At 44.7% G+C, this 26,367-nt stretch carries 37 protein-coding genes and 8 pseudogenes; 20 read left to right on the plus strand and 25 right to left on the minus strand.

The genetic code is table 11. From position 1 onward, the window contains the following. Positions 1-70: 70 nt before the first annotated feature. From JCM11216_RS02400 to JCM11216_RS02425, 5 genes and pseudogenes are all read right to left on the minus strand, one after another. Positions 71-397 carry a 4Fe-4S binding protein gene (locus JCM11216_RS02400; RefSeq protein ID WP_054843634.1) on the minus strand — a complete coding sequence of 109 codons (327 nt, stop codon included), beginning with the start codon at positions 395-397 and terminating at the stop codon, positions 71-73. Between the two features lie 99 nt (positions 398-496). Continuing rightward, positions 497-1,216 carry a TatD family hydrolase gene (locus tag JCM11216_RS02405; protein WP_054853192.1) on the minus strand — a complete coding sequence of 240 codons (720 nt, stop codon included), beginning with the start codon at positions 1,214-1,216 and terminating at the stop codon, positions 497-499. A 32-nt stretch (positions 1,217-1,248) separates the two neighbouring features. Beyond that, a pseudogene (locus JCM11216_RS02410) lies at positions 1,249-1,700 on the minus strand (30S ribosomal protein S17). 195 nt (positions 1,701-1,895) lie between these two features. After that, on the minus strand, positions 1,896-2,252 hold the full coding sequence (locus JCM11216_RS02415; protein ID WP_054853194.1) for a hypothetical protein: 357 nt from the start codon (positions 2,250-2,252) through the stop codon (positions 1,896-1,898). A 455-nt stretch (positions 2,253-2,707) separates the two neighbouring features. Continuing rightward, positions 2,708-3,214, minus strand: coding sequence for a hypothetical protein (locus tag JCM11216_RS02425; RefSeq protein WP_243674902.1), 507 nt, complete (start codon positions 3,212-3,214; stop codon positions 2,708-2,710). Positions 3,215-3,604: 390 nt separating this feature from the next. On the opposite strand from JCM11216_RS02425, the gene JCM11216_RS02430 reads away from it, so the two are divergent. Both JCM11216_RS02430 and JCM11216_RS02435 read left to right on the plus strand, forming a co-directional pair. Then, positions 3,605-4,534, plus strand: a complete 930-nt coding sequence (locus JCM11216_RS02430) for a pyridoxal-phosphate dependent enzyme (protein WP_243674903.1) — start codon at positions 3,605-3,607, stop codon at positions 4,532-4,534. Between the two features lie 75 nt (positions 4,535-4,609). Further along, positions 4,610-4,843, plus strand: coding sequence for a hypothetical protein (locus JCM11216_RS02435; protein ID WP_054853197.1), 234 nt, complete (start codon positions 4,610-4,612; stop codon positions 4,841-4,843). A 2-nt stretch (positions 4,844-4,845) separates the two neighbouring features. Here the strand turns inward: JCM11216_RS02435 and JCM11216_RS02440 are convergent. After that, a pseudogene (locus JCM11216_RS02440) lies at positions 4,846-6,129 on the minus strand (acetyl ornithine aminotransferase family protein). A gap of 207 nt (positions 6,130-6,336) precedes the next feature. Next, positions 6,337-7,077, minus strand: a complete 741-nt coding sequence (locus JCM11216_RS02445) for a hypothetical protein (protein WP_243674904.1) — start codon at positions 7,075-7,077, stop codon at positions 6,337-6,339. Between the two features lie 309 nt (positions 7,078-7,386). Here JCM11216_RS02445 and JCM11216_RS15410 point away from each other — a divergent pair, with 309 nt between their 5' ends. From JCM11216_RS15410 to JCM11216_RS15420, 3 genes are read left to right on the plus strand one after another with little or no spacing between them, the layout of a single operon-like run. Further along, a complete protein-coding gene (locus tag JCM11216_RS15410; RefSeq protein WP_243674905.1) occupies positions 7,387-7,683 on the plus strand; it encodes a hypothetical protein in 297 nt (98 codons plus the stop codon). Continuing rightward, positions 7,589-8,191, plus strand: a complete 603-nt coding sequence (locus JCM11216_RS15415; protein ID WP_243674906.1) for a hypothetical protein — start codon at positions 7,589-7,591, stop codon at positions 8,189-8,191. Before JCM11216_RS15410 ends, JCM11216_RS15415 begins: the two co-directional genes overlap by 95 nt. A gap of 53 nt (positions 8,192-8,244) precedes the next feature. After that, the gene (locus JCM11216_RS15420; RefSeq protein ID WP_243674907.1) at positions 8,245-8,955 is read left to right on the plus strand and encodes a hypothetical protein; all 711 of its coding nucleotides are present in this window, start codon (positions 8,245-8,247) and stop codon (positions 8,953-8,955) included. Here JCM11216_RS15420 and JCM11216_RS15425 read toward each other — a convergent pair. The 7 genes and pseudogenes from JCM11216_RS15425 to JCM11216_RS15455 form a co-directional block, all read right to left on the minus strand. After that, on the minus strand, positions 8,898-9,653 hold the full coding sequence (locus tag JCM11216_RS15425; protein WP_243674908.1) for a hypothetical protein: 756 nt from the start codon (positions 9,651-9,653) through the stop codon (positions 8,898-8,900). The two genes, JCM11216_RS15420 and JCM11216_RS15425, sit on opposite strands and share 58 nt — an antisense overlap. After that, the gene (locus JCM11216_RS15430; protein WP_243674909.1) at positions 9,605-10,204 is read right to left on the minus strand and encodes a cytochrome ubiquinol oxidase subunit I; all 600 of its coding nucleotides are present in this window, start codon (positions 10,202-10,204) and stop codon (positions 9,605-9,607) included. Before JCM11216_RS15430 ends, JCM11216_RS15425 begins: the two co-directional genes overlap by 49 nt. Then, positions 10,194-10,556, minus strand: a complete 363-nt coding sequence (locus JCM11216_RS15435; protein ID WP_243674910.1) for a hypothetical protein — start codon at positions 10,554-10,556, stop codon at positions 10,194-10,196. The genes JCM11216_RS15430 and JCM11216_RS15435 overlap by 11 nt, the downstream gene beginning before the upstream one ends. Next, entirely contained in the window at positions 10,534-11,019 is a 486-nt protein-coding gene (locus JCM11216_RS15440; RefSeq protein ID WP_243674911.1) for a cytochrome ubiquinol oxidase subunit I, read from the minus strand. The genes JCM11216_RS15435 and JCM11216_RS15440 overlap by 23 nt, the downstream gene beginning before the upstream one ends. Continuing rightward, a complete protein-coding gene (locus tag JCM11216_RS15445) occupies positions 10,980-11,564 on the minus strand; it encodes a cytochrome ubiquinol oxidase subunit I (RefSeq protein WP_243674912.1) in 585 nt (194 codons plus the stop codon). Before JCM11216_RS15445 ends, JCM11216_RS15440 begins: the two co-directional genes overlap by 40 nt. Positions 11,565-11,829: 265 nt before the next feature. Next, the gene (locus tag JCM11216_RS15450) at positions 11,830-12,309 is read right to left on the minus strand and encodes a hypothetical protein (protein WP_243674913.1); all 480 of its coding nucleotides are present in this window, start codon (positions 12,307-12,309) and stop codon (positions 11,830-11,832) included. Then, a pseudogene (locus JCM11216_RS15455) lies at positions 12,291-13,037 on the minus strand (FAD-dependent oxidoreductase). The gene JCM11216_RS15450 and the pseudogene JCM11216_RS15455 overlap by 19 nt, the downstream one beginning before the upstream one ends. A gap of 145 nt (positions 13,038-13,182) precedes the next feature. Here JCM11216_RS15455 and JCM11216_RS02470 point away from each other — a divergent pair. Then, the gene (locus JCM11216_RS02470) at positions 13,183-13,698 is read left to right on the plus strand and encodes a hypothetical protein (RefSeq protein ID WP_243674914.1); all 516 of its coding nucleotides are present in this window, start codon (positions 13,183-13,185) and stop codon (positions 13,696-13,698) included. Between the two features lie 30 nt (positions 13,699-13,728). Here the strand turns inward: JCM11216_RS02470 and JCM11216_RS15460 are convergent, their stop codons facing one another. Further along, positions 13,729-13,878, minus strand: a complete 150-nt coding sequence (locus JCM11216_RS15460; protein ID WP_243674915.1) for a hypothetical protein — start codon at positions 13,876-13,878, stop codon at positions 13,729-13,731. An 81-nt stretch (positions 13,879-13,959) separates the two neighbouring features. Here JCM11216_RS15460 and JCM11216_RS15465 point away from each other — a divergent pair, with 81 nt between their 5' ends. Further along, a complete protein-coding gene (locus JCM11216_RS15465; protein ID WP_243674916.1) occupies positions 13,960-14,520 on the plus strand; it encodes a hypothetical protein in 561 nt (186 codons plus the stop codon). Next, on the plus strand, positions 14,517-15,311 hold the full coding sequence (locus tag JCM11216_RS15470; RefSeq protein ID WP_243674917.1) for a hypothetical protein: 795 nt from the start codon (positions 14,517-14,519) through the stop codon (positions 15,309-15,311). The genes JCM11216_RS15465 and JCM11216_RS15470 overlap by 4 nt, the downstream gene beginning before the upstream one ends. Positions 15,312-15,313: 2 nt before the next feature. Here JCM11216_RS15470 and JCM11216_RS02480 read toward each other — a convergent pair whose 3' ends face one another. Next, entirely contained in the window at positions 15,314-15,604 is a 291-nt protein-coding gene (locus JCM11216_RS02480) for a hypothetical protein (RefSeq protein ID WP_054853282.1), read from the minus strand. A gap of 124 nt (positions 15,605-15,728) precedes the next feature. Between JCM11216_RS02480 and JCM11216_RS02485 the strand changes: the two are divergent. From JCM11216_RS02485 to JCM11216_RS15485, 7 genes and pseudogenes are all read left to right on the plus strand, one after another. After that, a pseudogene (locus JCM11216_RS02485) lies at positions 15,729-16,978 on the plus strand (Nre family DNA repair protein). Position 16,979: 1 nt separating this feature from the next. Further along, a pseudogene (locus JCM11216_RS02490) lies at positions 16,980-17,802 on the plus strand (radical SAM protein). A gap of 74 nt (positions 17,803-17,876) precedes the next feature. Continuing rightward, complete coding sequence (locus JCM11216_RS02495; RefSeq protein ID WP_243674918.1) at positions 17,877-18,119, plus strand: VapB-type antitoxin; 243 nt, start codon at positions 17,877-17,879, stop codon at positions 18,117-18,119. After that, positions 18,109-18,528: a type II toxin-antitoxin system VapC family toxin gene (locus JCM11216_RS02500; RefSeq protein ID WP_054853200.1), complete on the plus strand. Its 420-nt coding sequence runs from the start codon at positions 18,109-18,111 to the stop codon at positions 18,526-18,528. The genes JCM11216_RS02495 and JCM11216_RS02500 overlap by 11 nt, the downstream gene beginning before the upstream one ends. A gap of 58 nt (positions 18,529-18,586) precedes the next feature. After that, positions 18,587-18,727, plus strand: a complete 141-nt coding sequence (locus tag JCM11216_RS15475; protein ID WP_243674919.1) for a hypothetical protein — start codon at positions 18,587-18,589, stop codon at positions 18,725-18,727. After that, positions 18,696-19,106 (plus strand): hypothetical protein, encoded by a 411-nt coding sequence (locus JCM11216_RS15480; RefSeq protein ID WP_243674920.1) that lies wholly within the window; start codon positions 18,696-18,698, stop codon positions 19,104-19,106. The genes JCM11216_RS15475 and JCM11216_RS15480 overlap by 32 nt, the downstream gene beginning before the upstream one ends. Beyond that, entirely contained in the window at positions 19,082-19,444 is a 363-nt protein-coding gene (locus JCM11216_RS15485) for a hypothetical protein (RefSeq protein ID WP_243674921.1), read from the plus strand. The genes JCM11216_RS15480 and JCM11216_RS15485 overlap by 25 nt, the downstream gene beginning before the upstream one ends. Before the next feature lie 17 nt (positions 19,445-19,461). Here JCM11216_RS15485 and JCM11216_RS15490 read toward each other — a convergent pair whose 3' ends face one another. After that, positions 19,462-19,785 carry a hypothetical protein gene (locus JCM11216_RS15490; RefSeq protein WP_243675017.1) on the minus strand — a complete coding sequence of 108 codons (324 nt, stop codon included), beginning with the start codon at positions 19,783-19,785 and terminating at the stop codon, positions 19,462-19,464. 18 nt (positions 19,786-19,803) lie between these two features. Beyond that, a pseudogene (locus tag JCM11216_RS15495) lies at positions 19,804-20,260 on the minus strand (molybdopterin-binding protein); the annotation flags it as partial. 98 nt (positions 20,261-20,358) lie between these two features. Between JCM11216_RS15495 and JCM11216_RS02515 the strand changes: the two are divergent. Then, positions 20,359-20,607, plus strand: coding sequence for a hypothetical protein (locus JCM11216_RS02515; RefSeq protein ID WP_054853201.1), 249 nt, complete (start codon positions 20,359-20,361; stop codon positions 20,605-20,607). A 13-nt stretch (positions 20,608-20,620) separates the two neighbouring features. On the opposite strand, the pseudogene JCM11216_RS02520 reads toward JCM11216_RS02515, so the two are convergent. Then, a pseudogene (locus JCM11216_RS02520) lies at positions 20,621-21,384 on the minus strand (recombinase family protein). A gap of 127 nt (positions 21,385-21,511) precedes the next feature. Between JCM11216_RS02520 and JCM11216_RS15500 the strand changes: the two are divergent. The 3 genes from JCM11216_RS15500 to JCM11216_RS02530 all read left to right on the plus strand — a co-directional run bounded on the left by JCM11216_RS15500 (position 21,512) and on the right by JCM11216_RS02530 (position 22,891). Then, a complete protein-coding gene (locus JCM11216_RS15500) occupies positions 21,512-21,787 on the plus strand; it encodes a hypothetical protein (RefSeq protein ID WP_243674922.1) in 276 nt (91 codons plus the stop codon). A gap of 48 nt (positions 21,788-21,835) precedes the next feature. Beyond that, entirely contained in the window at positions 21,836-22,447 is a 612-nt protein-coding gene (locus tag JCM11216_RS02525) for an NAD(P)-dependent oxidoreductase (protein ID WP_243674923.1), read from the plus strand. Between the two features lie 159 nt (positions 22,448-22,606). Next, positions 22,607-22,891: a hypothetical protein gene (locus tag JCM11216_RS02530; RefSeq protein ID WP_054853283.1), complete on the plus strand. Its 285-nt coding sequence runs from the start codon at positions 22,607-22,609 to the stop codon at positions 22,889-22,891. On the opposite strand, the gene JCM11216_RS02535 is transcribed toward JCM11216_RS02530, so the two are convergent. Next, a complete protein-coding gene (locus JCM11216_RS02535) occupies positions 22,886-23,218 on the minus strand; it encodes a DsrE family protein (RefSeq protein ID WP_054853202.1) in 333 nt (110 codons plus the stop codon). The genes JCM11216_RS02530 and JCM11216_RS02535 overlap by 6 nt on opposite strands. Positions 23,219-23,271: 53 nt before the next feature. Here JCM11216_RS02535 and JCM11216_RS02540 point away from each other — a divergent pair, with 53 nt between their 5' ends. After that, the gene (locus JCM11216_RS02540; protein ID WP_243674924.1) at positions 23,272-24,024 is read left to right on the plus strand and encodes a substrate-binding domain-containing protein; all 753 of its coding nucleotides are present in this window, start codon (positions 23,272-23,274) and stop codon (positions 24,022-24,024) included. On the opposite strand, the gene JCM11216_RS15505 is transcribed toward JCM11216_RS02540, so the two are convergent. The 5 genes and pseudogenes from JCM11216_RS15505 to JCM11216_RS02560 all read right to left on the minus strand — a co-directional run bounded on the left by JCM11216_RS15505 (position 24,021) and on the right by JCM11216_RS02560 (position 26,244). Beyond that, positions 24,021-24,458 carry a type II toxin-antitoxin system VapC family toxin gene (locus JCM11216_RS15505; RefSeq protein WP_243674925.1) on the minus strand — a complete coding sequence of 146 codons (438 nt, stop codon included), beginning with the start codon at positions 24,456-24,458 and terminating at the stop codon, positions 24,021-24,023. The genes JCM11216_RS02540 and JCM11216_RS15505 overlap by 4 nt on opposite strands. Next, positions 24,442-24,681 carry a type II toxin-antitoxin system CcdA family antitoxin gene (locus JCM11216_RS02545; protein ID WP_054853203.1) on the minus strand — a complete coding sequence of 80 codons (240 nt, stop codon included), beginning with the start codon at positions 24,679-24,681 and terminating at the stop codon, positions 24,442-24,444. The genes JCM11216_RS15505 and JCM11216_RS02545 overlap by 17 nt, the downstream gene beginning before the upstream one ends. A gap of 90 nt (positions 24,682-24,771) precedes the next feature. Continuing rightward, positions 24,772-25,628: pseudogene (locus JCM11216_RS02550) on the minus strand (TIM barrel protein). Between the two features lie 71 nt (positions 25,629-25,699). Continuing rightward, positions 25,700-26,068 carry a nucleotidyltransferase domain-containing protein gene (locus tag JCM11216_RS02555; RefSeq protein WP_054853204.1) on the minus strand — a complete coding sequence of 123 codons (369 nt, stop codon included), beginning with the start codon at positions 26,066-26,068 and terminating at the stop codon, positions 25,700-25,702. Further along, on the minus strand, positions 26,035-26,244 hold the full coding sequence (locus JCM11216_RS02560) for a HEPN domain-containing protein (protein ID WP_243674926.1): 210 nt from the start codon (positions 26,242-26,244) through the stop codon (positions 26,035-26,037). Before JCM11216_RS02560 ends, JCM11216_RS02555 begins: the two co-directional genes overlap by 34 nt. Between the last annotated feature and the right edge of the window lie 123 nt (positions 26,245-26,367).

Consider the following 26,367-nt stretch of genomic DNA (forward strand, 5'->3'; position numbering starts at 1 on the left):
TGCACTGTTTTAATTTTTCTATTCATGAAAAACAATTACTTTTAAATATTTAATTAAACAAGTAACCCAATTATGCAGGTGACCAGCTGATCTTGTACTTGGCCTTCCAGTCATTAAACTCCTTCTTCTCTGCATCACTTAGCGCCTTGCTGAACCTGTACCAATTGGCCTTGCCCTTGGCTGAGTCCGGCGCCTCGCTTGTCTTCCATATGCAGTTCACTGGGCAGACTGGTACGCAGCTGAAGTCGTCCTTGCACATGTCCCATATTAGCCTTGCCTTGCCGTTCTCATCAAGTTCCAATGCTTGGTATGGACATACACTAACGCATGCACCACAGCCGATGCATATGTCTTGGTCTACAACGACCTTCTGGAATGGGCCTGTCTTCTCTGCCATACGGAATTAAGCTTAATTGGGGTCTTAATAACTATTACTATTGATACTGCATGTACGTGGTTACGGACATAGAGTATCAATTAATAAATAGGTTAAGTACTACAGGTTGAAAAGTCTAGAGAAATTAGCGCCAACCGCGTCCCAAACATCATCAACACTCAAGCCCTTTACTTCAGCGACAATACTGGCGGCATCTTTAACCATGGGAGGCTCGAGCGTTATACCCCCCCTATACTCATACGGCCCATCGCTCTCGAGAAGTATCATGCCAAGAGGCGCCTCCCTAGCCACAGCCCTTGACTTCTCCTGTATTTTTATGGCCGCGTTTATCGACACGTAATAGCCATAATCCCTCAACTCCTGAATAAGGTTGAGAGGCCCAGTGTACCAGTGGAACAAGACCCTATCCACGTCGGCCCTCCTAACCAACTCAAGAACATCCCTCCAGGCATCAGGTGCGTGAATATTAAGTGGCAGGTCATACTCCCTAGCCCAATTAACGAAGGCTTGAAAGAACTCAACCTGCCTATTAAAGGTTTGGGGGGGAACAAACCTCCTATCAAGCCCAACCTCACCAATGCACCTGGCCTCAGATAATAACTTCTCAACCTGCCTTAACTCGTCAAGCCTAACCTTGTCCACATTCCAGGGGTGAATGCCTACGCATGGTATGATATTCTCGTAATTACTCGATAACTCGATTGTTCTCCTTGAGGATGGGTAATCATCGGAGACAGCCGCAATGGTTATCTCCCTAACAAACTCCGCAATCCTGCTGTCCAGGAACTCATGCAGGTGAGTATGTGCGTCATAGAGCATTATGCGCATTAAGGCTGGGGATTATTAAAGGGTTATTGCTGTTGCTCAAGCCTGAGAACTTGGGATTTAACCTCCGTAACATCCTCCCTCCTACCAATTACGACATGCCTAACAGTCTTACCCAAAGGCCTGGTCTCGCTAATATAAACAATGTCGCCAGGCTTAACATCAATGCATGGAGGAACCCTAACATGCATCTTCTTCCTCCTCCTCTCATACCTCTTGTACTTAGGGTCATAATGCAACCACTCATGGATAACTGTCGCAGTTCTGCCATGAACACTCTCAACGACGACCGTGAAGACTTGATCTCTAACACTTAGGTGACCATGCCATGGGCACTCAGGGTCATTACAAACCTTCTTAGGCGGTAGGAGCCAGGGAATGCCAACATGCCTAACCCTAATAGTCTCACCATTAGGCAATTGCACCTTCTCACCAGCCTAGGCCTCTCAGGCAACTCCTTAACAATGACCTCAACCATCAAGCCACGTACAAATAACCCCCCCTTTAAAACAATTTCTTTTAAAGGAACCCAAAGACTTATAAGCATGGCCACTAATGCATTAATGCCGCGACAGTCCCAGAGAGGACCGTGGCGGTCCCCCCCAATGAATGCGGACGGACGAACCGCGGGGATTCCGTACATTCATTTTTACGTTTTTAACCACCCTTTGAGCTACAGCATTTCGCACCTATCATAGGTATCCATTACGCGTTCCTTACTTCTTACAAACCATGAGTATAGGCGATCTCCTACTTCAGTAACTTGCACCTTCTCATCCTTTATTCTATCCCATAACTCGTTCCATAATGAGCTACGTTTCAACTCTATATTTATTCTATCGTTTACGTTATTAAATATGCATGGATTTATTATAGAAACATTGTTATTCTTTGCATAAATTATAAAATCATTATGCTTATCAAATGTAATTAAATACGCATGCATTCTTCTTGCTGTTTTTATAATCAATGAATCGTGAAGTCCAATACTCTTATTAATATCTTGAAAATCATCAGGCTCAACCTCCAAATACCTAACTCTCTCACTTAGGTATTCTTTACTCCTTTCTAAATTAATAAATTGAGACTTGCCTATTTCTTGTATTATTTCAATTATATTTTTGCTAATATTATTTTTATTACTTATTTCATATACTTATTTACCAGCGTAAACCCTATGATCCTCTTTACTTATGTTTATGCATCTTAAGACGTAATTCCATATTTCAAATAGTGAAGCGGTAGATATTAATAATTGAAAATTAAGGGCTTGACCACGGGAAAGCAATAAATAAATTAAATTAGCTATATGGATACTCCTCCTCGTATCATTGTTACTTTCACGCATTAATGCTATTAAGATATTTGTATCGAGGAGTAGAGGTATTTCGTGTCTTGTTCTATTTATTTCTATGAAGAGTTGAAGCGCTGATTTAATTAAATAATCAAGTTGCATTAATATTGCCTTAATATTCCCCCCCTTGGTCATAATTCTTCAATTTCATTGTAATTTCTCGCCTCATTTTCAAGTTCTTTAGAATCTAAGCATACAGTACACTCCCGCTTTAATTTATTAATTATTTCGATGAAGTCTTTCATAGATACACCCTTAATAATATCCGATGATTTAATATCCTCAATTCGTATCCCACGCCTCTCCATGATTTGTATGAGCCTCGCCACGCCTTCGGCATTCATTATGTATAATGCTTTATCATGACTTTTAATAATCTCTTCAGCGGCATCACCAAGTAACCTCCTCAACCTTGAGTCTATCTCTTCAAGTAATTTTGAGGCATCATTACCACTAAGCCTAGGCTTTAATTGACCATCCTCAATACTTATTAAACCCCCCCTGTTTGCTAAGCCGCTAAGTCTATCTTTTAGGTCTTTTATAACCCAACCATAGTGTTTAATAATTATGTAACTACCCAATTTATTCACAGCGTCAGCATTACGCATAAATTTTACGCCATCCTTACCTTCAAACACCCTTATTAATATGCTGAATGCAACGACTTTATTAATAGCTCTCTTAGTTACGGCATTACTCGATTTATAAATCGTCCTAAGGATTAATAAGTTAATGGGGGGGTCATCAAAAACCTCATTCATTAAACCTATGTCCTTATCATGCGATTTAGCAGAAATACTCAATTTAACTCACCCTCCTAATTTAAATTATTAATTGCATTAATAAACCAGTCAACATGACGCACAACATATTTATCCTGATTAGCATACTGTATAAGACCCTGTTGATCTTTATGGTGTTATTACCGTAATAGTCACGACCCTCTACTTTAGTACCTTTACCTCATTAATAAATTTCGGAATAACATTTATTAAGGCCTAGTTATTCCTGCTGGGTTAGTATGGCAGGTGTTGGTATTTGCAGGTGGTGATGGTAAGAATGTATTTCCTAGCGTAATTGATTTCATAAGTGGTTTTTACCCGACGCCCCCCCTTGTTAGGCTTGATCGCTTTGGTGATGCCTGGGCTAAGCTTGAGTTTTTCAATCCACTTAGTAGGAGTATTAAGGACAGAACAGTGCAATTCCTACTCCGTAAGTACTTAAGCAATGATTTACGTGGTCACCTGGTCTTTGAGGCCTCCTCGGGTAATGTGGCGATTTCCCTGGCGGCTCTGGCTAATGTTTATGGGTTTAGGTACAGGGCTTATACCACGAAGCACTTACCCGAAACCACCGAGGTGCTTCTCAAGGTCTTGGGTGCTGAGGTTGTTAGGGTTGATAGGGAGATGATTGATGAGGAGTTTTGGCGTTGGGTTAATGAGGAGGCCGTTAGGAATGGGGGGGCAATTAATCTTAATCAGTTTGAGAATGTTGATAATCCCGAGGGTCATTATTACGTCACTGGTGAGGAAATTGTTAGGCAGTTCAGGAGTGTCGGTAAGGTGCCTAGAGTGTTGATTGCGGGTATCGGCACTGGTGGGCATATAACCGGCATTGCCAGGAGGCTTAGGGATGAGTTTGGTCGTGTTTATGTCGTTGGTGTTGAGCCTGCGGCGGGTAGCGCAATACCTGGCATAAAGAGGCTTGAGTCTGGGACTAGGTGGGTTCGTGAGGTTGTTGATGAGGTTGTTGATGTTAGTCTTGAGGAGGCTGTTAGGGGGGGTGTCATTACCGTGGCTAGGAATACGGGCTTGCTCATTGGTCTTAGCAGCGGCGCTGTCTTTCAAGCCTTCCTAAGGGTTAGGGAGAGGTTTGGTGATGTTACTTACCTGTTGATTTTCCCTGACGATATTTATAAATACGTGGGCATCATTAGTCATTTCGTGAATTCCGCGTAAGTTCAGTGAAAGTTTCAGTGTACTCTTTAAATAAAAACCTGATAGGACTTTTTAACCTGTACACGTATACGTGATATGATGACTGGCAGGTATAAAGTCTTCATAAACAGGAGGATGGGTAGGATCCTAGTCAGTGGTAAGTCTGAGGACATGTCACTCATTGAGGAGGGTTGGAGAATAATCTATGAGGATAATGACTGGAAAAATGCCTTTGAATACGCCAGGAACTACGCGGACAAGCATGACTACGTACTCGAGTGGTACCTTGAGGAAGAGAAGGAGGTTTTGAAGGACGCATTGATAAATTAAAGTCACTTAACACGTTCCCTATCAACCTTCTTAATAACATCAATCATTATATCCACAGCCCTCTCGGCGAGTTCCATGGGTATGTTTAGTGGTGGCGCAATCCTAATAGTAGACTTACCAGCACTAATCACGGCAACACCCCTCTTAAATGACTCATAGAGCACCCGCTCAATCTCCTTAGTCGCATACTCCTTAGTCCTCTTATTCCTAACAAGTTCAACACCAATCATTAAGCCAAGACCGCGCACGTCACCAATCAACTCCACGCGGTCCATCTCCTCCATAAACCTCTTCTTAATGTAGTCACCAACTCTGTGCATTCACCATCAGGTCCTCATCATTTATTATGTTTATGACCTCAATACCAGCTGCCAAGGCTACTGGGTTACCGCCAAAGGTATTGGCGTGAGACCCCCCCTTGGCAGGTCCATTATGTTTGTCCTACCAACTATGGCACCGAGTGGTAGGCCGGCGGCTATTGCCTTAGCCATCGTTATTATGTCAGGTTCGACACCCCAATGCTCAATAGCGAACCACTTACCGGTCCTGCCGAATCCAGCCTGCACCTCGTCATCCACGAGTAATATGCCGTACTTATCAGCGATCTTCCTCAGTCCAGGGAAGAAGTTCCTTGGCGGGACAACATAGCCGCCCTCGCCCTGTATTGGTTCGAAGAATATCGCCGATACCTCACTTGGGTCAACCATCTTTCCGAATATCCAATCCTCCAGGTAACCGAGAACGGCCTCGCCGCACTCCTCCTCGGTTAAGTTCCTTCCGAATGGGCACCTGTAGGGGGGGTAGGGGGGGTATGGTATGTGTATTACGTTGGGTAGCATTGGGTTGAAACCAAGCCTCTGTATTGGCTTGCTGGCTGTTAATGCCATAGAGCCGTAGGTCCTCCCGTGGAAGGCGCCCAGGAAGGCGATTATGTACGGTCTCTGATTCCTGAAGTGGCCACGTGCCACCTTCATAGCCCCCTCTATTGACTCAGTACCTGAGTTTGTGTAGAAGACACGTTTATCACCACTTATAGGCACTATGTCTCTAAGCATTGATGCATGCTTAACAATTAATTCATAGTAAAAGTCGGTCATGCTGTAGTGCGTGAATAACTCGGCCTGCCGCTTAATTGCCTCCACAACCCGTGGATGGCTATGCCCAACGTTCATGACGGCAATGCCAGCGTTAAAGTCAATGTATAGGTTGCCATCGACGTCCTCAACGACGGGTCCATAACCCCCCCGCCGAATAACCAGTGGGTACCACCGGCCAAAGGACTGCATTACCAGTGATTCATCCATTTTTATTATTTCCTGGGCCTTTGGACCTGGCGGCTCAACGACTATTTTAGGAATGTTACTCGGGTCTATTGGCCAGTACCACTTGGGTGGCATCGACTTTACCAGGATTTATCTAATTAATAAATTCTTCTCTATAGTTTTACATGATAAATAATTACGTAAATAGGTTATATCTAATTGTAACAAGGCTTATTTAGCCATTAGTAACTTAAGGCCTGCCATGGTTGGTGTGACTACGGCTCTGCCATCGCTTAAATACCTAGTTCTAATTAGGTTCATGTTTGAGAGCTTAATTAATTCCTTAATAACGCTATTTTTGGATGCTCCCATTGATTGAGATACGATATCGATTAATGACGCCATTGTTGTAAACCCAAGTTCATTAACTGTCCTCAAGATTTCTAGGTCAATATCACTTAACAATTCCCTATTGTTTTCGAAATTATTACTTATGACGCTCAAACCAAGTCTCTTAATTAATACCTCGGAACCCGCACCACTGCCAACCCTAATTAATTTACCAAAGGTTTCCTGTGGAATCGATACGGAGGTCATTATTAGTTCATCAAATATACCAATATCGTGAGGTACGTGGTTAGTCACAACGTAAATATTGCCAAGCCCCCTCACCTCCTGTAATGAATCTTTGATCTCATCTATGTAATCAGATGCTAGTATTGCTGACCCCCTAATGCCGTTAGATGCATAATTGGCTAGTACTACGGCGGTTACCAAGGACTTTATTGGTTCAATGAATGGGGGGGCATTTATACAGCCCTTACCCATCGGTCTCCAGATATTGACCATGCTCATTAGCCTCATGAAGTAGTAAAGCCTTGATGCGTTGTAATCAAGGTATGTTTCAAGTATGTAGTTTACAGCCTCACGTAATCTTGAGGTATTACCAAGGGCATCAAGCAGTAGTCTCAAGTCATCATCCCTCAGATCAAGTATTCTACCCCCCCATAGTAGGGAGATCCTTGTGATGATCCCCCCGGAGTTAGTTCTACATCTATGCCAGTTTCGTTATTGTTACTTTGGCATACCATGGATACCGCCCAGTCATTGTTTGGCAATATGTTGTGAATCAAATAATCGAGTCCTAATGATCCATGCACTAGTATTATCATCAAATCATTATTTTACTCACGGTAGAAAAGATTAACGAGTAAAATAACGTGACTAACCCAATGTGAGGAAATTTTAAATTATTAATTAATTTACGTAGGTTCAGCATTAATGACGAGGAACATAAGGACCATGGCTGTGCTGGCATCACTACTTACCCTAGTAAGTAGTTTCACATATAATATTGCCATAACGAGGAAGATACCAACATCTGGTCTTGGCCTGTTATCGTTATTAAACGCGACAATAGCCTTCTCAACCCTACCAACGGCACTGATAAGCTTCGCCTACCCAAGGTTGACGGCCAGGGATAATGCTGAACATTACGGCTGCCATAAACGTATCATCAATCTTCTACCTAGTGACGCTCGCCCTAACCATAGCCTACCTAGCGAGTGTTTGGTCTAAGATGGGGGGGCCTTATGCCTGGCTCGTGCTCATTATAGCGGTGCTATCGGAAATAACGTCATACCTACAATCCATAACTAACTCCATATTGATGGTTAAGGATAGGGGGGGTAGGTTCGTGATAACGTCCATTATTCAATCAATTACTAAGTTCATCGCCATACCAATAATAATGGCCCTTGGATGGACCATAGAGGTGATACTGTGGTCAACGTTCTTCATAGTGTTTATACCATCGCTGTACGCCTTCATATACTCATTGAAGTATAATATTCATGTTCACAACACCCACAGATACCTAAGGGAGGTCCTTAGCGCATCCTGGGTGCCTTTAATGGGTTACGCAATTAATTCCTTTAGGTCCCTTGACGCGATGTTCATAGGCATCTTCGGCTATGCCCAGTTGGGTATTTGGTACGTGATCTTCATACTCAGCAAGCCATTTGGTTATAGTAATACGCTCATTAATGTCACCTACGGGGGGAGCTCCTTGAACGCGGAAGACTGAACATAATCTATAGGGACCTCCTAATACTACTCTTAATAACAACGTATGTGGCCTTGGCGCTGTCGTTCTTCCCCCCCGGTATCTACATAAACCTTGTTAGGCCAAGCCTACGGAGTGAGATAAACCTATTGGTACTACCCGTCATACTCCTTGCGGTAAATAGTGTCTTGGGTAATGTTAATCAATTCATTAGTAATGTGATGCAGGGCGTTGATAAGAGGGATATTCAGGATAACCGTGAAATAAGGCCCAGCGTCTACCTAAGGAGCCTCATCCTACATACGCACTTGGCCGAGCTTATCTTCACCATTGTTTATTTATCAACGATGATACCATCAATTCTACTATTTAAGGGCTTGGGGGGGTTCACGTACTACGCAGTAATTGGTGCATTAGTATCATCACTATTAGCAAACACGGCTGCGCTGGGGTTTAGATTCGTTAAGTTGGGCAGCCTTAAATCCGTGCTTAATGGCGGGGCATTAATCCTGGATTACGCAATACCCTCACTAGTGTCAATAATTATTCTAACACTTATTGCACATGCGGTGAGGTTCACGCTTTACCCAAGCATTATTATTTCATTGATGCAGGCGGTTATTGCATCATTAATGGCTTTGATTATTTACTTCGGAATTGCGACGGCCGTGTCGGGGGAATGTGAGAAATATAGTGATGATTTTAATAAGGAGGATAATCAACGCGATTACCGCCCCTCAACCCTAAGTGCCTGTGGTGTCCACCTCCATGAGAGGGCGGCATAAATGACGTAAAGCAGCAACGCATTAAATAGAGCAAAAACAACAAAACTACCGTAAAGTAACCCGGGCTGCACGGACACTAACTGCAGTAATGCGTTCAAATCAGGCGTTAGTAACGTGGAGACCTTTAATGTATTGGCGACCTGTAGTGTGAATTGTAGGCCGTACGCCTTAACAAGCACGGGCACCGCAGATAATGGCGGGACTATTGCGTAGGGAAGGTGAGCCAGCCCATTCATAACCTCAGCACTAACCATCAACAGCAATACAAGGACTAACTTAAGGGCCGAAATTGACCTATTAATGAACTTAAAGGATAAGACTATTAGTACGAGTAGTATTAAGCCCAGGGCTATATCCATATAGAACACACCGGTCAATATCATGGTTGGCTCATAAACCGGGTATAGGCTTGTTGGTAGGTATGCAGGTGGTTTACCGAATATGGACCAAGCAACCGTTGGTGAGTATTGGTAAACCTCATAGAGGTACAATCCAGCGAATATTGAGTAGAGAACACCAAATACTAGGCCTACCCAATTACTGATTTTATACCCAACCAGCCTATACTCACTCTTATCGACTGAGTACCTCCACCCAAATATGGAGCTTATGAGTATCCCGGTCATCGCTATTGCGCCGAAAAGCGTCGCTAGGAACAATGGGGGGCATACGTCGGGTTTAGGAATACCTGGGACCAATTAATACCAAGTGTGAAGCCTACCAGGGATGTCTCATCCTTAAACACCTCAACACCAGCTGGGTAATTAATGAAGGCGAAGACGAGCCTGAACATGGCCGGTATAACCGTGAGCGATACAGCCATGCCATAACCAACGATAACATGCTTCATTGGACTAATCTTACCAAAGCCCCCCCTGTAGTAGAAGCCAATGAAGGGTAGGGCTATGGCAACGCCGAAGACTATGGCGACGCCCCCCCAAACGGGCCATAATAAGGCTCCAGCTATGTTCGTGAATATCGGCAGCAGGCCTGCGAGGAATACGGTTATTATCGTGCCAAAGAGGCCACCGATTGCGTAAACAGTAATTAGGTAATTAGCCATGTTATGCGCCAGGTCAACGTAGACCTGCTTATTACGCTTATAACCAATTAATTCAAGTGTTGGTAATATCCACCCAAGGCCAAGCACCGTATAGACCAGGGGGGGTAGGTGAACAGCAAAGGCCCAGGCGATTAAGCCCACGGCGATGTCTGTTGCCGAGACCATACCCACCACCTCAATACTCAATAGTCCTCATCTCAGTCTTTTCATGCTTAGGCGCTCTCTTTAGGTATAGGTAAACCATGAACACCGCTAGTGATGGCATGGCAACCTCAACAATCAATACAAGCGCCGCCAACCAAACCGGGAAGTAAAGCGTTGGATTCAGTAAACCGCCTGGTCCAACAGGTACACCAGTAATTATTGGTGGACCACCATTTGGATTGGGATCCGCCTGAACTAATATGAATGGGTATCTACCTGACTCAGCCGCAACTGCGCCGCCAATTGATGCGAAGACCGCGAAGAATGGCATTAAATAAACGCCGCTTCTCTCAAAGAAGTTTGCTAATGCCCTAGCCCAGCCAAAAACGACCAAAGAAGCCTGGGAATAAGTACCAAAGTGATAATGCGCCGCTCCATATACCAAGTAATATGCCGAATATGACCATGAAGACCCAGTAAAACACAAATACGAAGGCTGGCGGCCTCTCATAAGCCGGCCAGCTATAGTAGCCCCCCCAGAATGCGTGGTTGAATGTACCATAGGCTAAGAAGCTCGTTAATGGGTCAACCCTGAGACCACTCCAGAACATACCCTCCAGGGCCGCCAACTTAAGCGGGTCATCCTGTAGAACTAGTTCACCCTGTAGGTGGCCAATTACGAATCCCTGTATTGCAGTTAGAATGGCCACTGTTGGTACTAGGATCTTAAGCATCATTAACCTCTCTGGTTTCCTATCACGTATGTATAGGTATAGGTATATTGCGGCTATTATTGACCAGGTAAGTATTACCACGGCTAGTATGCCGTGGAATATGAAGACATTAGCGCCCCCCACCAAAACATATTCCAGGCATCAACTGGCGAGGCCCACTTAACCACGTAATCCGTTAAGCCAACCACGTTCTGCCCAGTGGCCTGGTATAGGTTAATTACCTCGAGACCTGGCGGTCTCATGCTCAATGACGCCATGACCGCCAATATGTTGTAGGCACTATAATAACCACCGAATGCTGCGGCTATGCCTATTATCCAGTGAAGGACTTGATTCCTAATCTTATTCCACGTAAATACGTAGAGCGGTAATATAATCACCTCCGTTAAGAAGGCAAATAATTCCAGGTAAAATGGAAGCACTATGGCCTCACCAATAAGTGATATGAAGTTGCTCCACAACGTGACCAGGCCAAACTCAACCAGCGTACCGAAGGCCGCGCCAACGCCAAAGAATATCGTTGATATTACCGAGAAAGTCCTAGCAGTATTATACCAGAACTGATTATGGCTCCTGATGAATAGGTACTCAGCAACCACTGCCAGGAGTATTGTACCAAGGAAGCTCGATGCCAATGCTAAATGGGCTAAAATGCCAACCGCAGACACAACCCTAACATCAGTTGGCGCCCCCGAGTATGGGTTGGTCTACCATCGCAAATAATCAGTGAATTAACAATTTATATAGTGAGGCGTCATATATTTTTACTTAAATAGGCATATGTATGTTCACTAAAAATACCAACATTTAGTTATGAATATTTAAATTTATTTAAATATAAAAGAATACATCAACCCCCCCTGAGAAACTGTCTCGCGGCAATTATTAATGGATCCCAGACCTGGGTTACGGCAGGTAAGTAGGCCAGATCGCTCATAAATAGGTCCTCAACGGTTGCCCCCCCTTGGCCATTAATGCTGCTAATGTATCGATTTTACCAAGCACGTAGGAACCATCATCGCCGAGCACTTGAGCACCTAAGATCCTCATGTTATCCTCATCAATTATTAGTTTTATCGTAACATAACCACCGCCTGGGTAATATCTCGCCTTGGTCCTGGCTGTTATTGCAGCACTTCTCGCTTTAAATCCATGCCTTATTGCCTCCTGCGTTGTTAATCCCGCACTTGCTATGTATAGATTCATGAACCTAGTCATTGAGGTGCCAACAACTCCAGGGAAGGCCATGGGCTTACCAGCTATGTTACTACCTGCTACGAACCCCATCTTATTAGCCGTAGTCCCAAAGGGGGGGTGCCAGTATGGCTTGCCAGTTATTAGGTTCTTGGTCTCGGCAACGTCACCCGCGGCATAAACATTATCAATGCTCGTCCTCATATGATCATCAACCACACGGTACCTGTCTCGCCAATGCGTAGATCGAGTTGTTTCGCTAATTCCACATTTGGTTTTATACCCGTTGCGAGTACTACGGCGTCAACAACGTACTTACCGCCATCAGTAATTACTACCTGCTTATCACCCTGGTAATCAATCTCGATTATCCTCTCATTCAATTGTAACTTCACGCCATGCCTAATTAACTCATTTATAACGATATTACCCATATCCTCATCCAGGGACTTACGTAATGGATAACCAGACCTGCTAATCACCAATACCTCCTTACCCCTAAACCTAAGCGCTCGGCAACCTCAAGTCCAATGTAGCCAGTACCGATAATGCCAACGCTATGCATTGAATGAAGAACCTCCCTCAACACAATGGCGTCTGCTGGATGATGTACAGTAAATACGCGGTCCCCCCTTAATCGGTATGCTCGGTATTGCCGGTACGGCACCAGTGGCGAGTACTAAGTAATCCCATCCCACTTTATTACCCCTATCCGTGATCACATAACCTGGGCCAACCTCAATGACGGCCTCATTAGTCCTAACATCAATACCCCTCTCCCTCCTGAAGTAGTCAGGTGTGTAGTGCATGAATAACTCATAATTATCGAATAGCCCCTCAAGGTAATAAGGAATCCCGCAGGGTGCGTGACTAACCATGCCCGTCCTCTCAAAAACCACAATCTCAAGGTCGCGTTTCAATCTCCTTATTCTGGATGCCGCACTCATTCCGGCGGCACCGCCACCGATTATTACGACCCTCATACCGCGTGAATTAAGGAAGAAAAAATAAATTATACCCTTTATAAATCAGCATGCGTGAATGCAAATGCATAATGGCAATACTAATGATAAATTATCTAAGTTAATTGATATGATGAGGGAGCTCGAGAGGTACCTGGCCGTTTTATATGGCATAGCCGCCTCAAGCACTAATGAACCGTTCATAAGCGCCATAATGAGGAAGATAAGCATTGAATCTGCAATGCATAATTACGTATTGACCACAATAAAGGAGTTGATTCATGAATGCCCGCCAAAGAAGGTCTTTGATATGGAGACGTTAACCTCATTGCAGGGGAGTATTGAGGAGGCCATAACCCACACGAAGTCCCTAATTGAGTACATAAGTTCCATGGAGAAGGTTCATTATGATGTCACGAACGTAATAATTGATAAGTTAAATGAATTGGAGGTTTATGAGGATAATGCGGTGAGGGTTTACAGCTTCCTATTGAGGAGTTACCTACCAATAACCAGTACTAGGATTGATGAGAAACACCGTGCAGCCTCAAAGCTTATTGTTAAGTTGCTTAAGGGTATATCGGATGACGAGAAGCATCACAGTGAGTTACTGCAGGTTATTAGGGAGTACTCAATGAAGCACTGATCACCACCGAAAGAAATTAAAGCGCATAACTCAGGTCCGGACCGTGAAGAAACTAACGCCCTTCCTTAGGGAGTCCACGGGACTCATTAGGGAAATTGGTCCTTGGACAGCCCTACTAATGAATACTGCATTCATAGCCTTCCAATCAGGGTTTATACTGTTGGTATCCAGTATGTTCAATTTCCCAAGGGGGGGAACCCATTAATTGCCATAGCCATTAGCGCATTATTATTTCTACCACTAACGATACTACTCAATAAGGTGGGCATTACATATTACAGGACAGCCAGCGACTACATCTTCATAACGAGGAATCTACACCCATCAATAGGCTTCGCAACCATGTTCATGTTTGCAGTAGATCAGATGTTCTTCAATGCCGTATTAATAAGCCTTGGATTAATCACGGGGGGGTTAGCACCTGCAATACTGGCAATAGGCATCTCGGATAACGTACCAAGTCTCATATCCCTTGGCAACTCATTAATGAGTAGTCCATTAATGATATTCTTAATGGGCTCCGTGATATTCGCAATCCTCGTATTAATTAATATCGTTTCATCAAGGGCAGGTACATACTTAGCATCCGCAATCTCGTTATTTGGCATAGCAACATTCGTGTTGACAATAATACTGCTCAGTGTTTATGCGCCGCAAATAATTAATGCCATAAAGACCACGGCACCCAATATACTTAGCCAGGCAATTTCTGTATCAGGGGAATTACCGAGTAATGGCATGATTATGGACACGATATACTTAATACCGTACCTAGCCTACGTATTCCCCCTTCGTAAACTTCATACTATCGGTTGGTGGTGAGGTCAGGAGGGGGCAGCGCAATGCCCATAGCGATATTTGGAACCTATGCATTGAGCGTAATATTTTTGATTCTCGGTGTCTGGACTACGATAGCGTCAATAGGCATTGATAGGTTAAATGGATTATTCGCCATATACTACGGCGTCGCCAGTGGTGTTTCCTGGCCAAGTTCATTACCACCTCCATATCCACAGGCCCTGCTCATAATGGCATTGAGGAATCCATTGCTTCAGTGGTTGATAGCCATTGGATCATTCACCTGGTACATAAATGTCGTCTCAGTCCTAATAATACAGATAGCCAGGTACCTACTGGCCCTATCCTTCGATAGGGTGCTGCCTTCAATCCTCGCTTACGTAAGCCCAAGGACCCACACACCCATCACAGCCCATATAACCGACCTAGTAATAACCCTCGTGATAATGTACCTCTACAATTTCAGCATTGTTCCGTTGCTATCGGCAACCATGGACGCGAGCACCCTGGTCACAATACTCATGTACTTCATGATAATAACCATAACAGCCATAGTACTTGGTGTAAGGACAAAGTCGAAAGGAACGGCCGTGCTTGGCATTTACATGACCGCGTTATTCGCGTGGATAGCCTATGAGGAGGTAATGAATCCAATGGCGTACTTATTCGTACCGTCAATAAACACCTACATAATAGGGTTCTTTGCGGCATTATTTGTGATTGGCATTACGATTTACTACGCAGTTAGGCTTTACAGGCTTAGGAGGGAGGGCATTGACGTAAATATGCTATTTAAGGAGATACCGCCCGAATGAGCTTAATTAACCTCCATCGTTAACGCATCAATTATTTTACCACCCCTAATCCTAATGACCGTTTCAAGTGACTTATCTCTAACGATCACCGTTATTACACCATTCTCATAATCAATGAACGAAGCCCTCCAATCATAATTAAGTTCCACCAACTCGCCATCTCTCCAAACACCAACCACCCTAGGATCAACATGAACTATGGACATACCACCACCAACAATACATCTCCTCTTAATCAACTTAACGAAATAACCAAATCCACTAGCCACCAATACCTCCCTGCCACACCTCATCAACTCACCCAAGCCCTACTCATAGGTTTGACGTAAAGATCCACGAAGCGCCTTTTAAGGGTTCCCACTCACGAGTAGAATAATCGAAACACCTATATACTGCTTTAAGGCTAGATTATCTGAGGTGCGGATAAACCCAGCACTATGCATTAGATGTAGAGGAGAATACAACCTATGCGGGCTATCCTACTGTCCAGTCCTGGCGGAGCTACGTGCTAGGTACACACTTAGAAATGCCGTTAATAAGGAACGCATTGACGGATCCTCACCACCAAGCATATTCATTGGGCGTATTGGTTACCCAAGGGTTAATGTATACCCAGCGGCACCACCCATCCATGGCGATACCAGCAATCTCGAGAACCCAAAGACCTGGCTAAGCATGAGGCTTGAGGACTTCATATCAAGTAGACTATCGCTAATTAGGGGGGGATCTATCAGGGCTAGGGTTGAGGATGCTAGGAACCCTCCCAGGGCTTTACACGATATACAGGTCATGACGTTACCGAACAAGCCAGTGGATTCCGAGCTAATACTTGAGAAACCTGTGGGTGCCAGGTACGTGTTTGATGAGCATTCACCACCCTTTGGGCCGTCGGCGCCATTGCAGGAATTAAGGATCAGTTCGTTACCACCACCGCCAAGGATAGTTGATAAGGTTTACAGCGACACAGACTTGAACGCTACGGAGGCTATATGGACGTTGTATAGCCACGGCATTGATGTGCACCACATATCAAGGCTACTAAGCGTGGGTACCCTTGGTGTTGGTAAGAGGAGGAGACTCGTGCCAACTAGGTGGTCAATAACTGCCGTTGATAAACAGGTCTCCGATAAACTGCTCAGTGAGGTTCGTGACTACCCGCTCATAAGTGAGTATAGGGTATACGTGAGGAGCTTCAAGGATAATACCTTCATAGGGATCCTGGCACCACATACCTGGCTTTATGAGTGGCTGAGGCCTGGTGGCCTGGCTCCACATGGAATGTATGGGGGGGTGGTGATGTGGCTCTTGAGCTTGACTATGAGGGTTACTGGGGGGGGCGTGATGACTACCCATCAATAGGTGGTTGTTACTACGCAGCTAGGATAGCCGTACTTGAGGCATTACGTTCAATGCGTAGACAAGCGGCTGTCATACTATGGCGTGAGATTTACCCAGGCTTTAACCTGCCAATTGGTGTTTGGTGGGTTAGGGAGAACATTAGGGCGATGCTTAATGGACCGTACGAAAGGTTTTACGAACTAAACGACGCCCTGAGGTACGTGGCGGGTTTCCTAAAACTACCGATAAGTACCTGGGTATCTCGGTCTTACGTAATTAGGGTCCTCACAAGGCAATCAAGCCTAGTCAATTGGTTGGGCGGTAAGTAGGATGAACGGTATAACTAAGTTAGGCAATATAATCGTGAAGGAGATAAGGGTTAAGTCAGCACTATCCAGGTCTGGGCTACCTGAGTATGACTATGCATTAAACCCATACCTAGGCTGCCAACATGGCTGCATTTACTGCTATGCCATGGACTTCACGAGGGGCGAACCTGGCGTTAAATGGGGGGGTGAGGTGGTCTATGTCAAGGTAAATCTAGTACAGGCGTTGCTAAGGGATATCAGGAGACTTAGGCCCGGCATAGTCGGCATATCCACAATAACGGATCCGTACCAACCCGTGGAGTCCAGGTACAAACTAACCAGGAGGTCAATCGAGGTATTGTGCAATGCGGACTATCACGTTAGTATTCAAACGAAGTCGGCATTAATCATCAGGGACATAGACGTAATTAGCAAGTGCGGTAGGGCTGTGGATGTGGGCTTCACAATAACCACGATGAGGGATACGTACAGGGTGATAGAGCCCATGGCGGCACACCCCCATGGCAAGGGCATCAGCACTTAGGAAGATAGCCAGCCTAGGCATTGAGACCTGGATATTCCTAGGCCCGGTGATACCTAGCATAAACGATAGGGTGGAGGACTACGAGCCGGTAATACGCCTAGCCAAGGAAACAAATTCCCAAGTAATAATTGACAGGTTCAGGCCAAGGCCTATCATAATCAAGTTCATGAACAGGAAGTTGAACCCCATATACCCCGTGACCAGGAATTGGTGGAGTGAGACCTTGAAATCTATAATGAGGCTATGCAGGGACTATGGCGTTAACTGCATCACGGCAGAGGATGAGTGGAAAATGAGGTAAAGGGGGGGAAATAATAGGTTAATGTGGGAAGATTTAAATAAAAGAAGATTAATTAATGATATATGGGGGGGAGCGTGGTTAAAATCGATAATAGAGGTAGAATAAGACTACCAGGAAGACTTGCTAAGTATGGTTCAGTAATTATAATTGATGTCGGTGAATACTTCATAGGTATCCCAATACCTAAGGACCCATTAATGGCAACATCCGGCATTATAAGCAGCGAAAAAAGCGTTGATGAGTTAAGGAGAGAGGCTGAGGATGAGGCGGCCAGGGATGCATTGATGAGGGCTAAGAGGATGGGCCATGCTGATTGATACTGATGTATTAATTGCTCATCTAAAGGATAAGGATTGGCTTAAAGGGGTGGCTGATAAGTTACTGTCGCGAATTGTAAATGGAGATTTCGGTGTGGTATTAGTAAGTAGGGAGGTTATTCATGAGATATATTATGTACTAAGTCGAATAGGATTTAATAAACGTGAAATATTGAATAGAATTGGGGCATTAACAAATATACCAAATCTTAAATGGATACCGACCACGGTTGATACTGACTTACTGGCCTTAGCACTAATGGATCAATACGGCCTTACATCAATTTTCGACGCGTATAATGCCGCAACGTGCCTGCTTTATGATAGGGATAGAAAAATAATATCAACGGACAATGCATACGATAGGGTTGTAGGGTTATCTAGAATTGATCCTAGGAGTCTCGTTTAGTGTTGCGTACTTAGAAACCTTTATTAATTGGGTCGTTGATTCACACTCGGCGAATTTAGTGGCTCAGGTTGGGAATGAGGAACAAATAATTAAGGAGATAATGAATGCGTTATCAGGTTCTGCGCGTTATATGTCTGATGAGATTAGGAGCACGTTTTCTAAGTACGTTGATATTTACAGGGGGTATTTCGGGCTTTGAGTCGCAGCAGATTAGTCTTGGTACGGTGGAGAATAAGAGGGTTTTTCTCGTTCAATCATCAATCACCGAGCCTAATTATGACCCCCCCAATAACTACCTCGTGAACGCCTTCAAGGGATTCTTCAACATCGATGAGAATTTCTTCCCAACGTACCTAATGGGTGGTATTGAGTGCTATATGCAGTCAGCGCCGAGTGAGTCTACGGGTGTTAAGGTTAGTGGTTCTATGGTGTCCATCTACAATGGTGTTGAGAGCGTTGAGGATAAGGACCTGGGTCAAGTGGTTTGCGCGAAGAAGGCCAGTATTAAGTTCTCGGACAATGTGACTAGTGAGGTGAGCGCTAGCCTGGTGACTTGTTTAAGGCTGCCTTTGATGTGATTAATAGCGTTAGGGGTAGGTTTGGTAACCTTCGCGATGACTTCATTAATACGTATGGTTTTGAGCCTGGGGACATAACGTTGACGGGTAATGAGGTTATGCTCAGCACATTGTTTGACTTAAGTATGTCGAGTACAATGAAGGATTACATACAGAGGGTCTTCTCGAGCATTGTTCCAGGGCAGGTACCGGAGTTGATGGGCTTGGGTTTACTCTGCGGTGCACAGCCTGACCTGGTCTTCTCGTACGATGACATGGAGAGAATACTCGTGCTTGGGCATCCACATAAGGTTAGTTCTGGTGACTGCCTTAAGTACTCAATAATTAAGTACGCATGATTTTACCGCGATTAATTTCACCCAGTTAAAACTTCACCTCCCTTCTCCTTTATCGCTGATGTTAAGAAATTAAGGACCTTGTTAATCTCATCCTCGGCACTTTTAACGTCCTCGGAACTAACATACACGTGAATCTCCACCAATGGTGCCTTGATTTCATGGCCCTTGGGGGGGTGGCTCTTGATGTAGATTCTATTACTCATCTTCATACCCCTCTCTATTATCGGCGCCAGGTCAGCCTCGGGAACGCCCTTAACCGTTATTGACCTCTCAACAAAGTGCAGTTTAGGCCCTATCTCACGTAGTTTAGGTTCCACGTAGTTCTCGAAAATAGCCATCATCTCCGCTGGCACGCCGGGTAGCGCGATAATTATTGTGTTGCCCTCCTCAACCCAAATACCCGGTGCAGTACCGACAGGGTTAGGTAACGGCTTTGCCCCCCTCGGGCATTTTTGCCTGCTTAAGCCTGGGCTCGGTTAGCTCTAGACCCTTTGACTTAAATGTCTCAACCACGAGTCTCAGTGCATCGTCATTAATCACGTACTTCCTATTCAAGGCCTTGGCGAGGTACTCACTTGTCTTATCGTCGAAGGTTGGCCCTAGACCACCTGTTGAGATAACAACCCTAACGCCCCTTTTAATGGCGTCCCTAAATACCTCAACCTCATCCTCCTCATTGTCAGGCACGGTTATTATCCTCCTAACGTCATAACCAAGGAGTGTTAGCTTCCTTGCGAGCCAGGTGGCGTTTGTGTTTACGGTTTTTCCAATGAGTAGTTCATTGCCTATTGATATGATCCATGCTGTGTAACTCATCATGATTGGTGCCTAAAGGGCTTGTTTAAATTGTCTTTGTACTTGGTTAACAAGGACATGTTAATAAATGGGTTTGCAATTTATGTACTTGATTTGGTATGAGGAGATTCGCAATAGTGATCCTGGACTTGGATGATGTCCATCCTGAGGAGGATGATAAGGTTCGCCTAATCAGGATGATTGAGGAATCCCTGCAGTGGTGGCATGGTTACCTGGGGGGGCAGAGCGATAGGTTGGGTCTTGATAAGTGGAAGGTCTACTACGTTGAGTGGGGTGATGAGCTCATGGTCGCCAGGGTACTCAACGCCCTTGGCAAGTTCAGGGAGTACATAAAGGGTGAGTTATGACGTTGAGTTAAAATTACTCAATCCTAGTCTCCTCATAACCACAATTGGGGCAGTGAAGCACGTACTTAATGCCGTACCTACCATCAACCTGTATCAACGCCTTATCGGCAATAACCATCCTATGCAGGCAGCGCGGGCACGTGTAATTACCCCCCCTATAACCATGCCTACTCAATATTCTCCTCACGGCATAAAGACTAATGCCTAGTTTAGTCGATATAGCCTCTGACTCAAACCCTCACTATACAGTCTCAAGACCTCCCTAACCACGTCACTTGGCATTAAGTCGACCTTAGAAACAATCTTACCCTCAGCCCTAAGCCTCTCCATGGCTGCCTTAGTCCTCTGCCTAATGAACTCCCTCTCCATGGAGGCCACGAAGGCCAATACGGTCCTTAAGAACTGCCTATAGGCACCATCTAGGTTTTGGAGCACGGCCTCCTTCTCACTGGTGCTAACTATGAGCAGGCCAAGCCTATTCTCAACAATGTCCAACAACCTAAAGAGCTCCTGGAAATTCCTAACGAGCCTCGATGTTTCATAGACCAGGAGAACCATCGGCCTCGGACTAAATATGTTACTCTCAATATCCTCAACCAACTCCTTAAAGGCTGGCCTATCCATTATTGGCGATGCGCCGCTGATGGCCTCATCAATGTAAAACTTCAGTATCTGGAATCCCCCCCTGGACTCACTCCACCGCCTCAGGTAATCAACCTGGTTAGCTGGGTCCTGCATCTCGGTGGATACCCTGACATAGGCTATGGCTGGGATCACAACAACGGTGTTATTGCGAACACTTATTAAATGATGCGTCTGAATATTACTGGTTTCATTACGTATTCTTAATTTATAAATAATATAAATAATAATGCTTAAAAACCATAACCTATTTAGGCATTATATGGTTAGGGCGTTGATAACGGATCCGGTAGATGAGTACATAGTCAATGAATTAAGTAGGCATGGCGTTATAGTTGATTATAAACCAGGAATTAGTAAGGACGATTTATTAAGAGTTGTTGGTGATTACGAAATACTAGTGGTTAGGAGTAGAACGAAGGTCACTAGGGAGGTCATCGATGCCGCGGGTAAGTTAAAGGTCATCGCGAGGGCCGGCGTTGGCCTTGACAATATTGACGTGAATTACGCCAGGTCAAGGGGGCATCGAGGTAATTAACGCGCCGGAGGTTCAACGCAGTCAGTTGCTGAGTTAGCTATTGGTCTAATGATCACTGCGGCGAGGCTCGTGGCTCTTCAGGACAGGCTTGTTAAGGGTGGTGATTGGCCTAAGGGTAAGTTCATGGGTACTGAATTGTTTGGTAAGGTTCTTGGTATTATTGGGTTTGGTAGGATTGGGCAGAGGGTTGCTGAGTTGGCTAGGGCTATTGGCATGAAGGTTCAGGCATATGATATAGTCGACATGAGGGATAGGGCCGTTAAGCTTGGCGTTGACTTCGTGGATTTCGACACATTGATTAGGAGTAGTGATTTCATAACAATACACGTATCCCTAACACCAAATGCAAAACGCATGATTGGCGAGAGGGAGTTTCAAATGATGAAGGATGGCGTGATAATAATTAATACATCCAGGGGTGAGGTAATAGACACGAGGGCGTTGCTCAAGGCGCTCAATGACGGCAAGGTGGCTGCCGCGGCACTTGACGTGCTTGAAAACGAACCACCCAGGGAACCCTGGGAAATAGAGCTTGTTAAGCACCCAAGGGTTATAATAACGCCACACATTGGCGCAGAGACTAGGGAGGCTCAAAGAAGGATTGCGGAGATACTCGTTAATAAGGTGGTGAACTACATAACTAGTAATAACATTAAGTAGTGAGGTGAGGATTATGTTTGACAGGGGGACCTGACGACACGCATCATCGTGGGCTTTCAAGCCCTCTCAGCGGTCGCACTTAATGAATTATGGGAGGTTTATTTCCGTTTCTCCGTATCACTGTAAAAGTTTTATACCATGCTAACATATTACGTATTAATGGCTGACGTAAATAGTATTGTGAATAAGGTACTGAGTATTGCGAGGGAGTTAGGCGTTGCAGCATCGGTTGAGGAGTATGGGCGTGAGAGAGTTGTAATACTGGAGTTGGGTGAGGGCTTTGGTGTTTACGTTTCCGTGGTATGCGATGATGAGTGCGATATTGAGTATGCCGTTGGTGATGAGAATTTCACGTTTAAGCCAGGTAATGTTGAGCAATTAAGAAGGGCTGTTGAGATTATTGAGAAGTTGAATAGGGAACTCATTGGCAAACAACCATCATAACTTTAGGTACGCCCAGCCCTCCGCCTGTTTTCTAACAATCTCCGCAACGCCAGCATTGACTATTTTCACACCATCTATTAATTGGTCCTCGAATATATTTCTACTCCTCATAGAATTTCTACAGGCAACCACGATAACCCCCCCACGCTTCATTAAATCCCTTATCCTACCCTCAACACTACTACCCTTAACCACAGCGCTTATTGCCGATTGATGAAAAACAACCTCAACTACCACATCAGGTATTTCATTTATTAGGTTGTTGCATGAGGTCAGTGCCTGATCAATATTGTTAATATCCGAAACCTGCGCCACAACCCTAAGCATCAGAAGCCCATTGAGAAACCAACTTAAAGAGCTTCCTCGATTGACCGCGATTGATGAGTGGGGCCAACATAACATTGCCTGGCTTTAATGTAATCACCGATGTGAGGGGGGGTTCATTAAGTGGCGTTAAGATGAGCCTTGCCGATAATCAATGGTTTGTAGTTGATGAATTAATGATGTTTTTGAGGTCGAGAGGGTTTACCGTGTATGTCGAAACCATACCGCCAGGTCTCGTGCTAAGGAGGGCATTGGGTGAGCCGTTGATTATTGGCGATTTAACAATCGATGCTAGGCCTGACATTGTGTCGTTGCCGTCTAACATGCTTAATGAACTGAATGTAAGAGATCACTTTGAGTATGTCGAGAACGACCTAGCGATTGTTTACGTTGGTGAACCCATAAATGATTGGTGCGATTTAAGGAGTAAGAGGGTTGCAATCCCTAACCCTGTCACGGAGGGTATTGGTGCATTATTTAGGGAGATATACACTGAGTACTGCGGTGATTACTCGGAGTTTGTTGGCAGGGACTCGGTGTACCTAACGAGGATACACCATAGGGAAATACCTGAATTGCTCCGTAATGGATTAATCGATGCGGGTGTGGTTTGGAGAACTGAGGCGATTTACTGGGGGGGCTTTAGGTACACGGTACCCAGTAGGAATAGGGTTGGTAGGCTTTCCTTCGCATTAATGCCGTGGCAGGTAATGAGGCTGTTAAGGTCTTTGAGTTATTACGTAGTGATTACGTTAAAGGATTATACGAGAAGTACGGGTTTAGGTTTGGATTGCGAGGTCATAAATTAGTCCATAAAATCCTTACTGGTTTTAATCGTTACTTCCCTACCAAATATTTCGCGGATTTCTCTCCTCTTATCATTAATTCTCTTAATTAGTACTTCATCATCCGTCACCAATACTAAGCCCTTCTCTGATGCGGTGACGACGTAGGATGCATCATAATACGTCAAATTAGCCCTCACAGCTAATTTCAGTATCGCCTCTGCATTACTTGGTTTAATAACATTCATTCGATTAAGAATCTCTAATATATCCCTATACGTAATTACTGCCTCATTCTCTGTTAAAATCCTAAATAGCGTTACATCTTTCCAAAGGGCATTACCGATTTCATACATCGTTAGATCAAGCACGTAATTTCCACGTAGAATACTTAATGCACCACGCTTCATGTGTTTAATTATATTCATGATTGATGAGGCATCAAATAGGTAACTCATCTCTCATCACGCTCATCCTAACAGCCCTAACTATTTCCTCATCCGGCACCTTACTAAGTATTTGACCGGCCTCATCAAGTAACTTAGCCAACTCCTCCTCCTCAGCCTTCCTAACCTCCTCCTCAAGCGCCCTCCTTATTACATCACTAATTGGTATGTTATACCTCCTCAATTTCTCCCATAACTCCCTCCTTACTTTTGCAGAGACGGTTACGTAACCCATATCTCCGTAATACCTTAGTCATGCATTATTATAAATCTTACTTACAGTAAAGGTAATACAAGGACACGCGGTTTTCTAGCACTGCCTACTTTATTGAAGACCAACGAGCGTATTATTATACCTAAGTAGCATTTCCTTCATCTTGAGTGCGTCCTTTTCTAGGAGTGGTGATTCGTTTATTATCGTTATCTCAATATCCTCATTAGCCAACTCCTTGGCCAGTGGCTCGAATGGTGGGTTATTCGTGTCTATGGGCTCGTGCTCATCAACCCACTCACCCTTCTTATACTTAACACATGTGAAGTGGGTGTGCATTGGCTGGTCACCGAAGTACTCATGCCATGTGTTTAAAACAGCCCTATAGTCTATTGAGCCTCCATTCCTGGCAAACACGTGACCCCAATCAATGACCGCAACAACCTGTGGATGGTTTATTTCCTTAACGAGCCTAAAGGTCTCCTCTAAATTGCCAAACTGGCTCTTCCTAGCCATGACCTCGAGACCCAACTTCACGTTCTTAATGCCATTCTCCCTCATCCAATCAACAACCCTAAGAACACCATCCCTAACAGCATTGTAGCATCCCTCCGGCCCGAGCTTACCGTAATAGGCAGGGTGGAATACAACGACCGTAGCGCCCATCGCCTCACCCTATCCAGGGACTCCTCAAGCCTCGCTATGCTCGCCTCAACCTTCTCCTTCTCCTCACTACACAGGTTTATGAAGTACGGCGCATGTACTGACAACCTAACACCGAGCTCTTTAGCAACCTCACCAGCCTCCTGCGCGGCCTCCCTGGCCATCCTAACGCCCTGTACAAACTCAACCTCCATGGCATTCAGACCAACCTCCCTAACATACCTAATACCATCTATCGTACCAGCACTCCTCTTCTTCTCCTTGGCACCTATTGGAATCCCAGCAGGCCCTAGGAATACCCTAGCCATCGAGACAAAGACCTGAAAACTAACTAAAGAGTTTTGCCTCAGTGACCAATAAATAAATCATGAGTAATACATCACCCCCCCAAGCACCTCCTGGCCTTACTCACTAACTCGCTTGAGATGCCTAGTTCATCCTTAAGGACGACACCAATAGCCAGGTCTAGTGCGAGGGGGTAGCACCGGTCAACGATCCTCATTATCTCATTGACGTTGAACGCAAGAACCTCGACATTAGGTGGAACATCCAGGTCAAGAAGCCTCCTATGCGGTGGCTCATTAAAGCTGCCTATGACAACAATATCGACATCACTATCCTCAGCAAAATCACCCCTGGCGTAAGAACCAACTAGGAACACCGTACCACGAACCCTATCAGCAACCTGCCTAGCCAACTCCAACGCCCTATTCCTCAACTCCTCACGCCACTTAATAATCCTCTCCATAAATCCTCAATAAACGTTATAATCCTCTCGGCAGCCTTAATAGCCATTTCTGCATCATTACGTGTAAAGTACTCATAGGGCACATCCTCACTCCAGGCATCAACGTACCTAGTCGGTACATAGAACTTATCGAGAAACTTACCCAAATCCATAATGTCAATAGGGACCTGAACCATCCTACCTAATTCACCGAGCAAATGAGTAATAGAGCGTTCTCTTAGCCATTAAAATTCATCTACTGAACTCCTCAACATCAGCACCAACACTCATTATCCCTGAAAGACTTGACTAAGACTAAG

It is taken from the genome of Vulcanisaeta distributa JCM 11216 (assembly GCF_001315985.1).
In the GTDB taxonomy this organism is placed as follows: Archaea; Thermoproteota; Thermoprotei; order Thermoproteales; family Thermocladiaceae; genus Vulcanisaeta; species Vulcanisaeta distributa_E.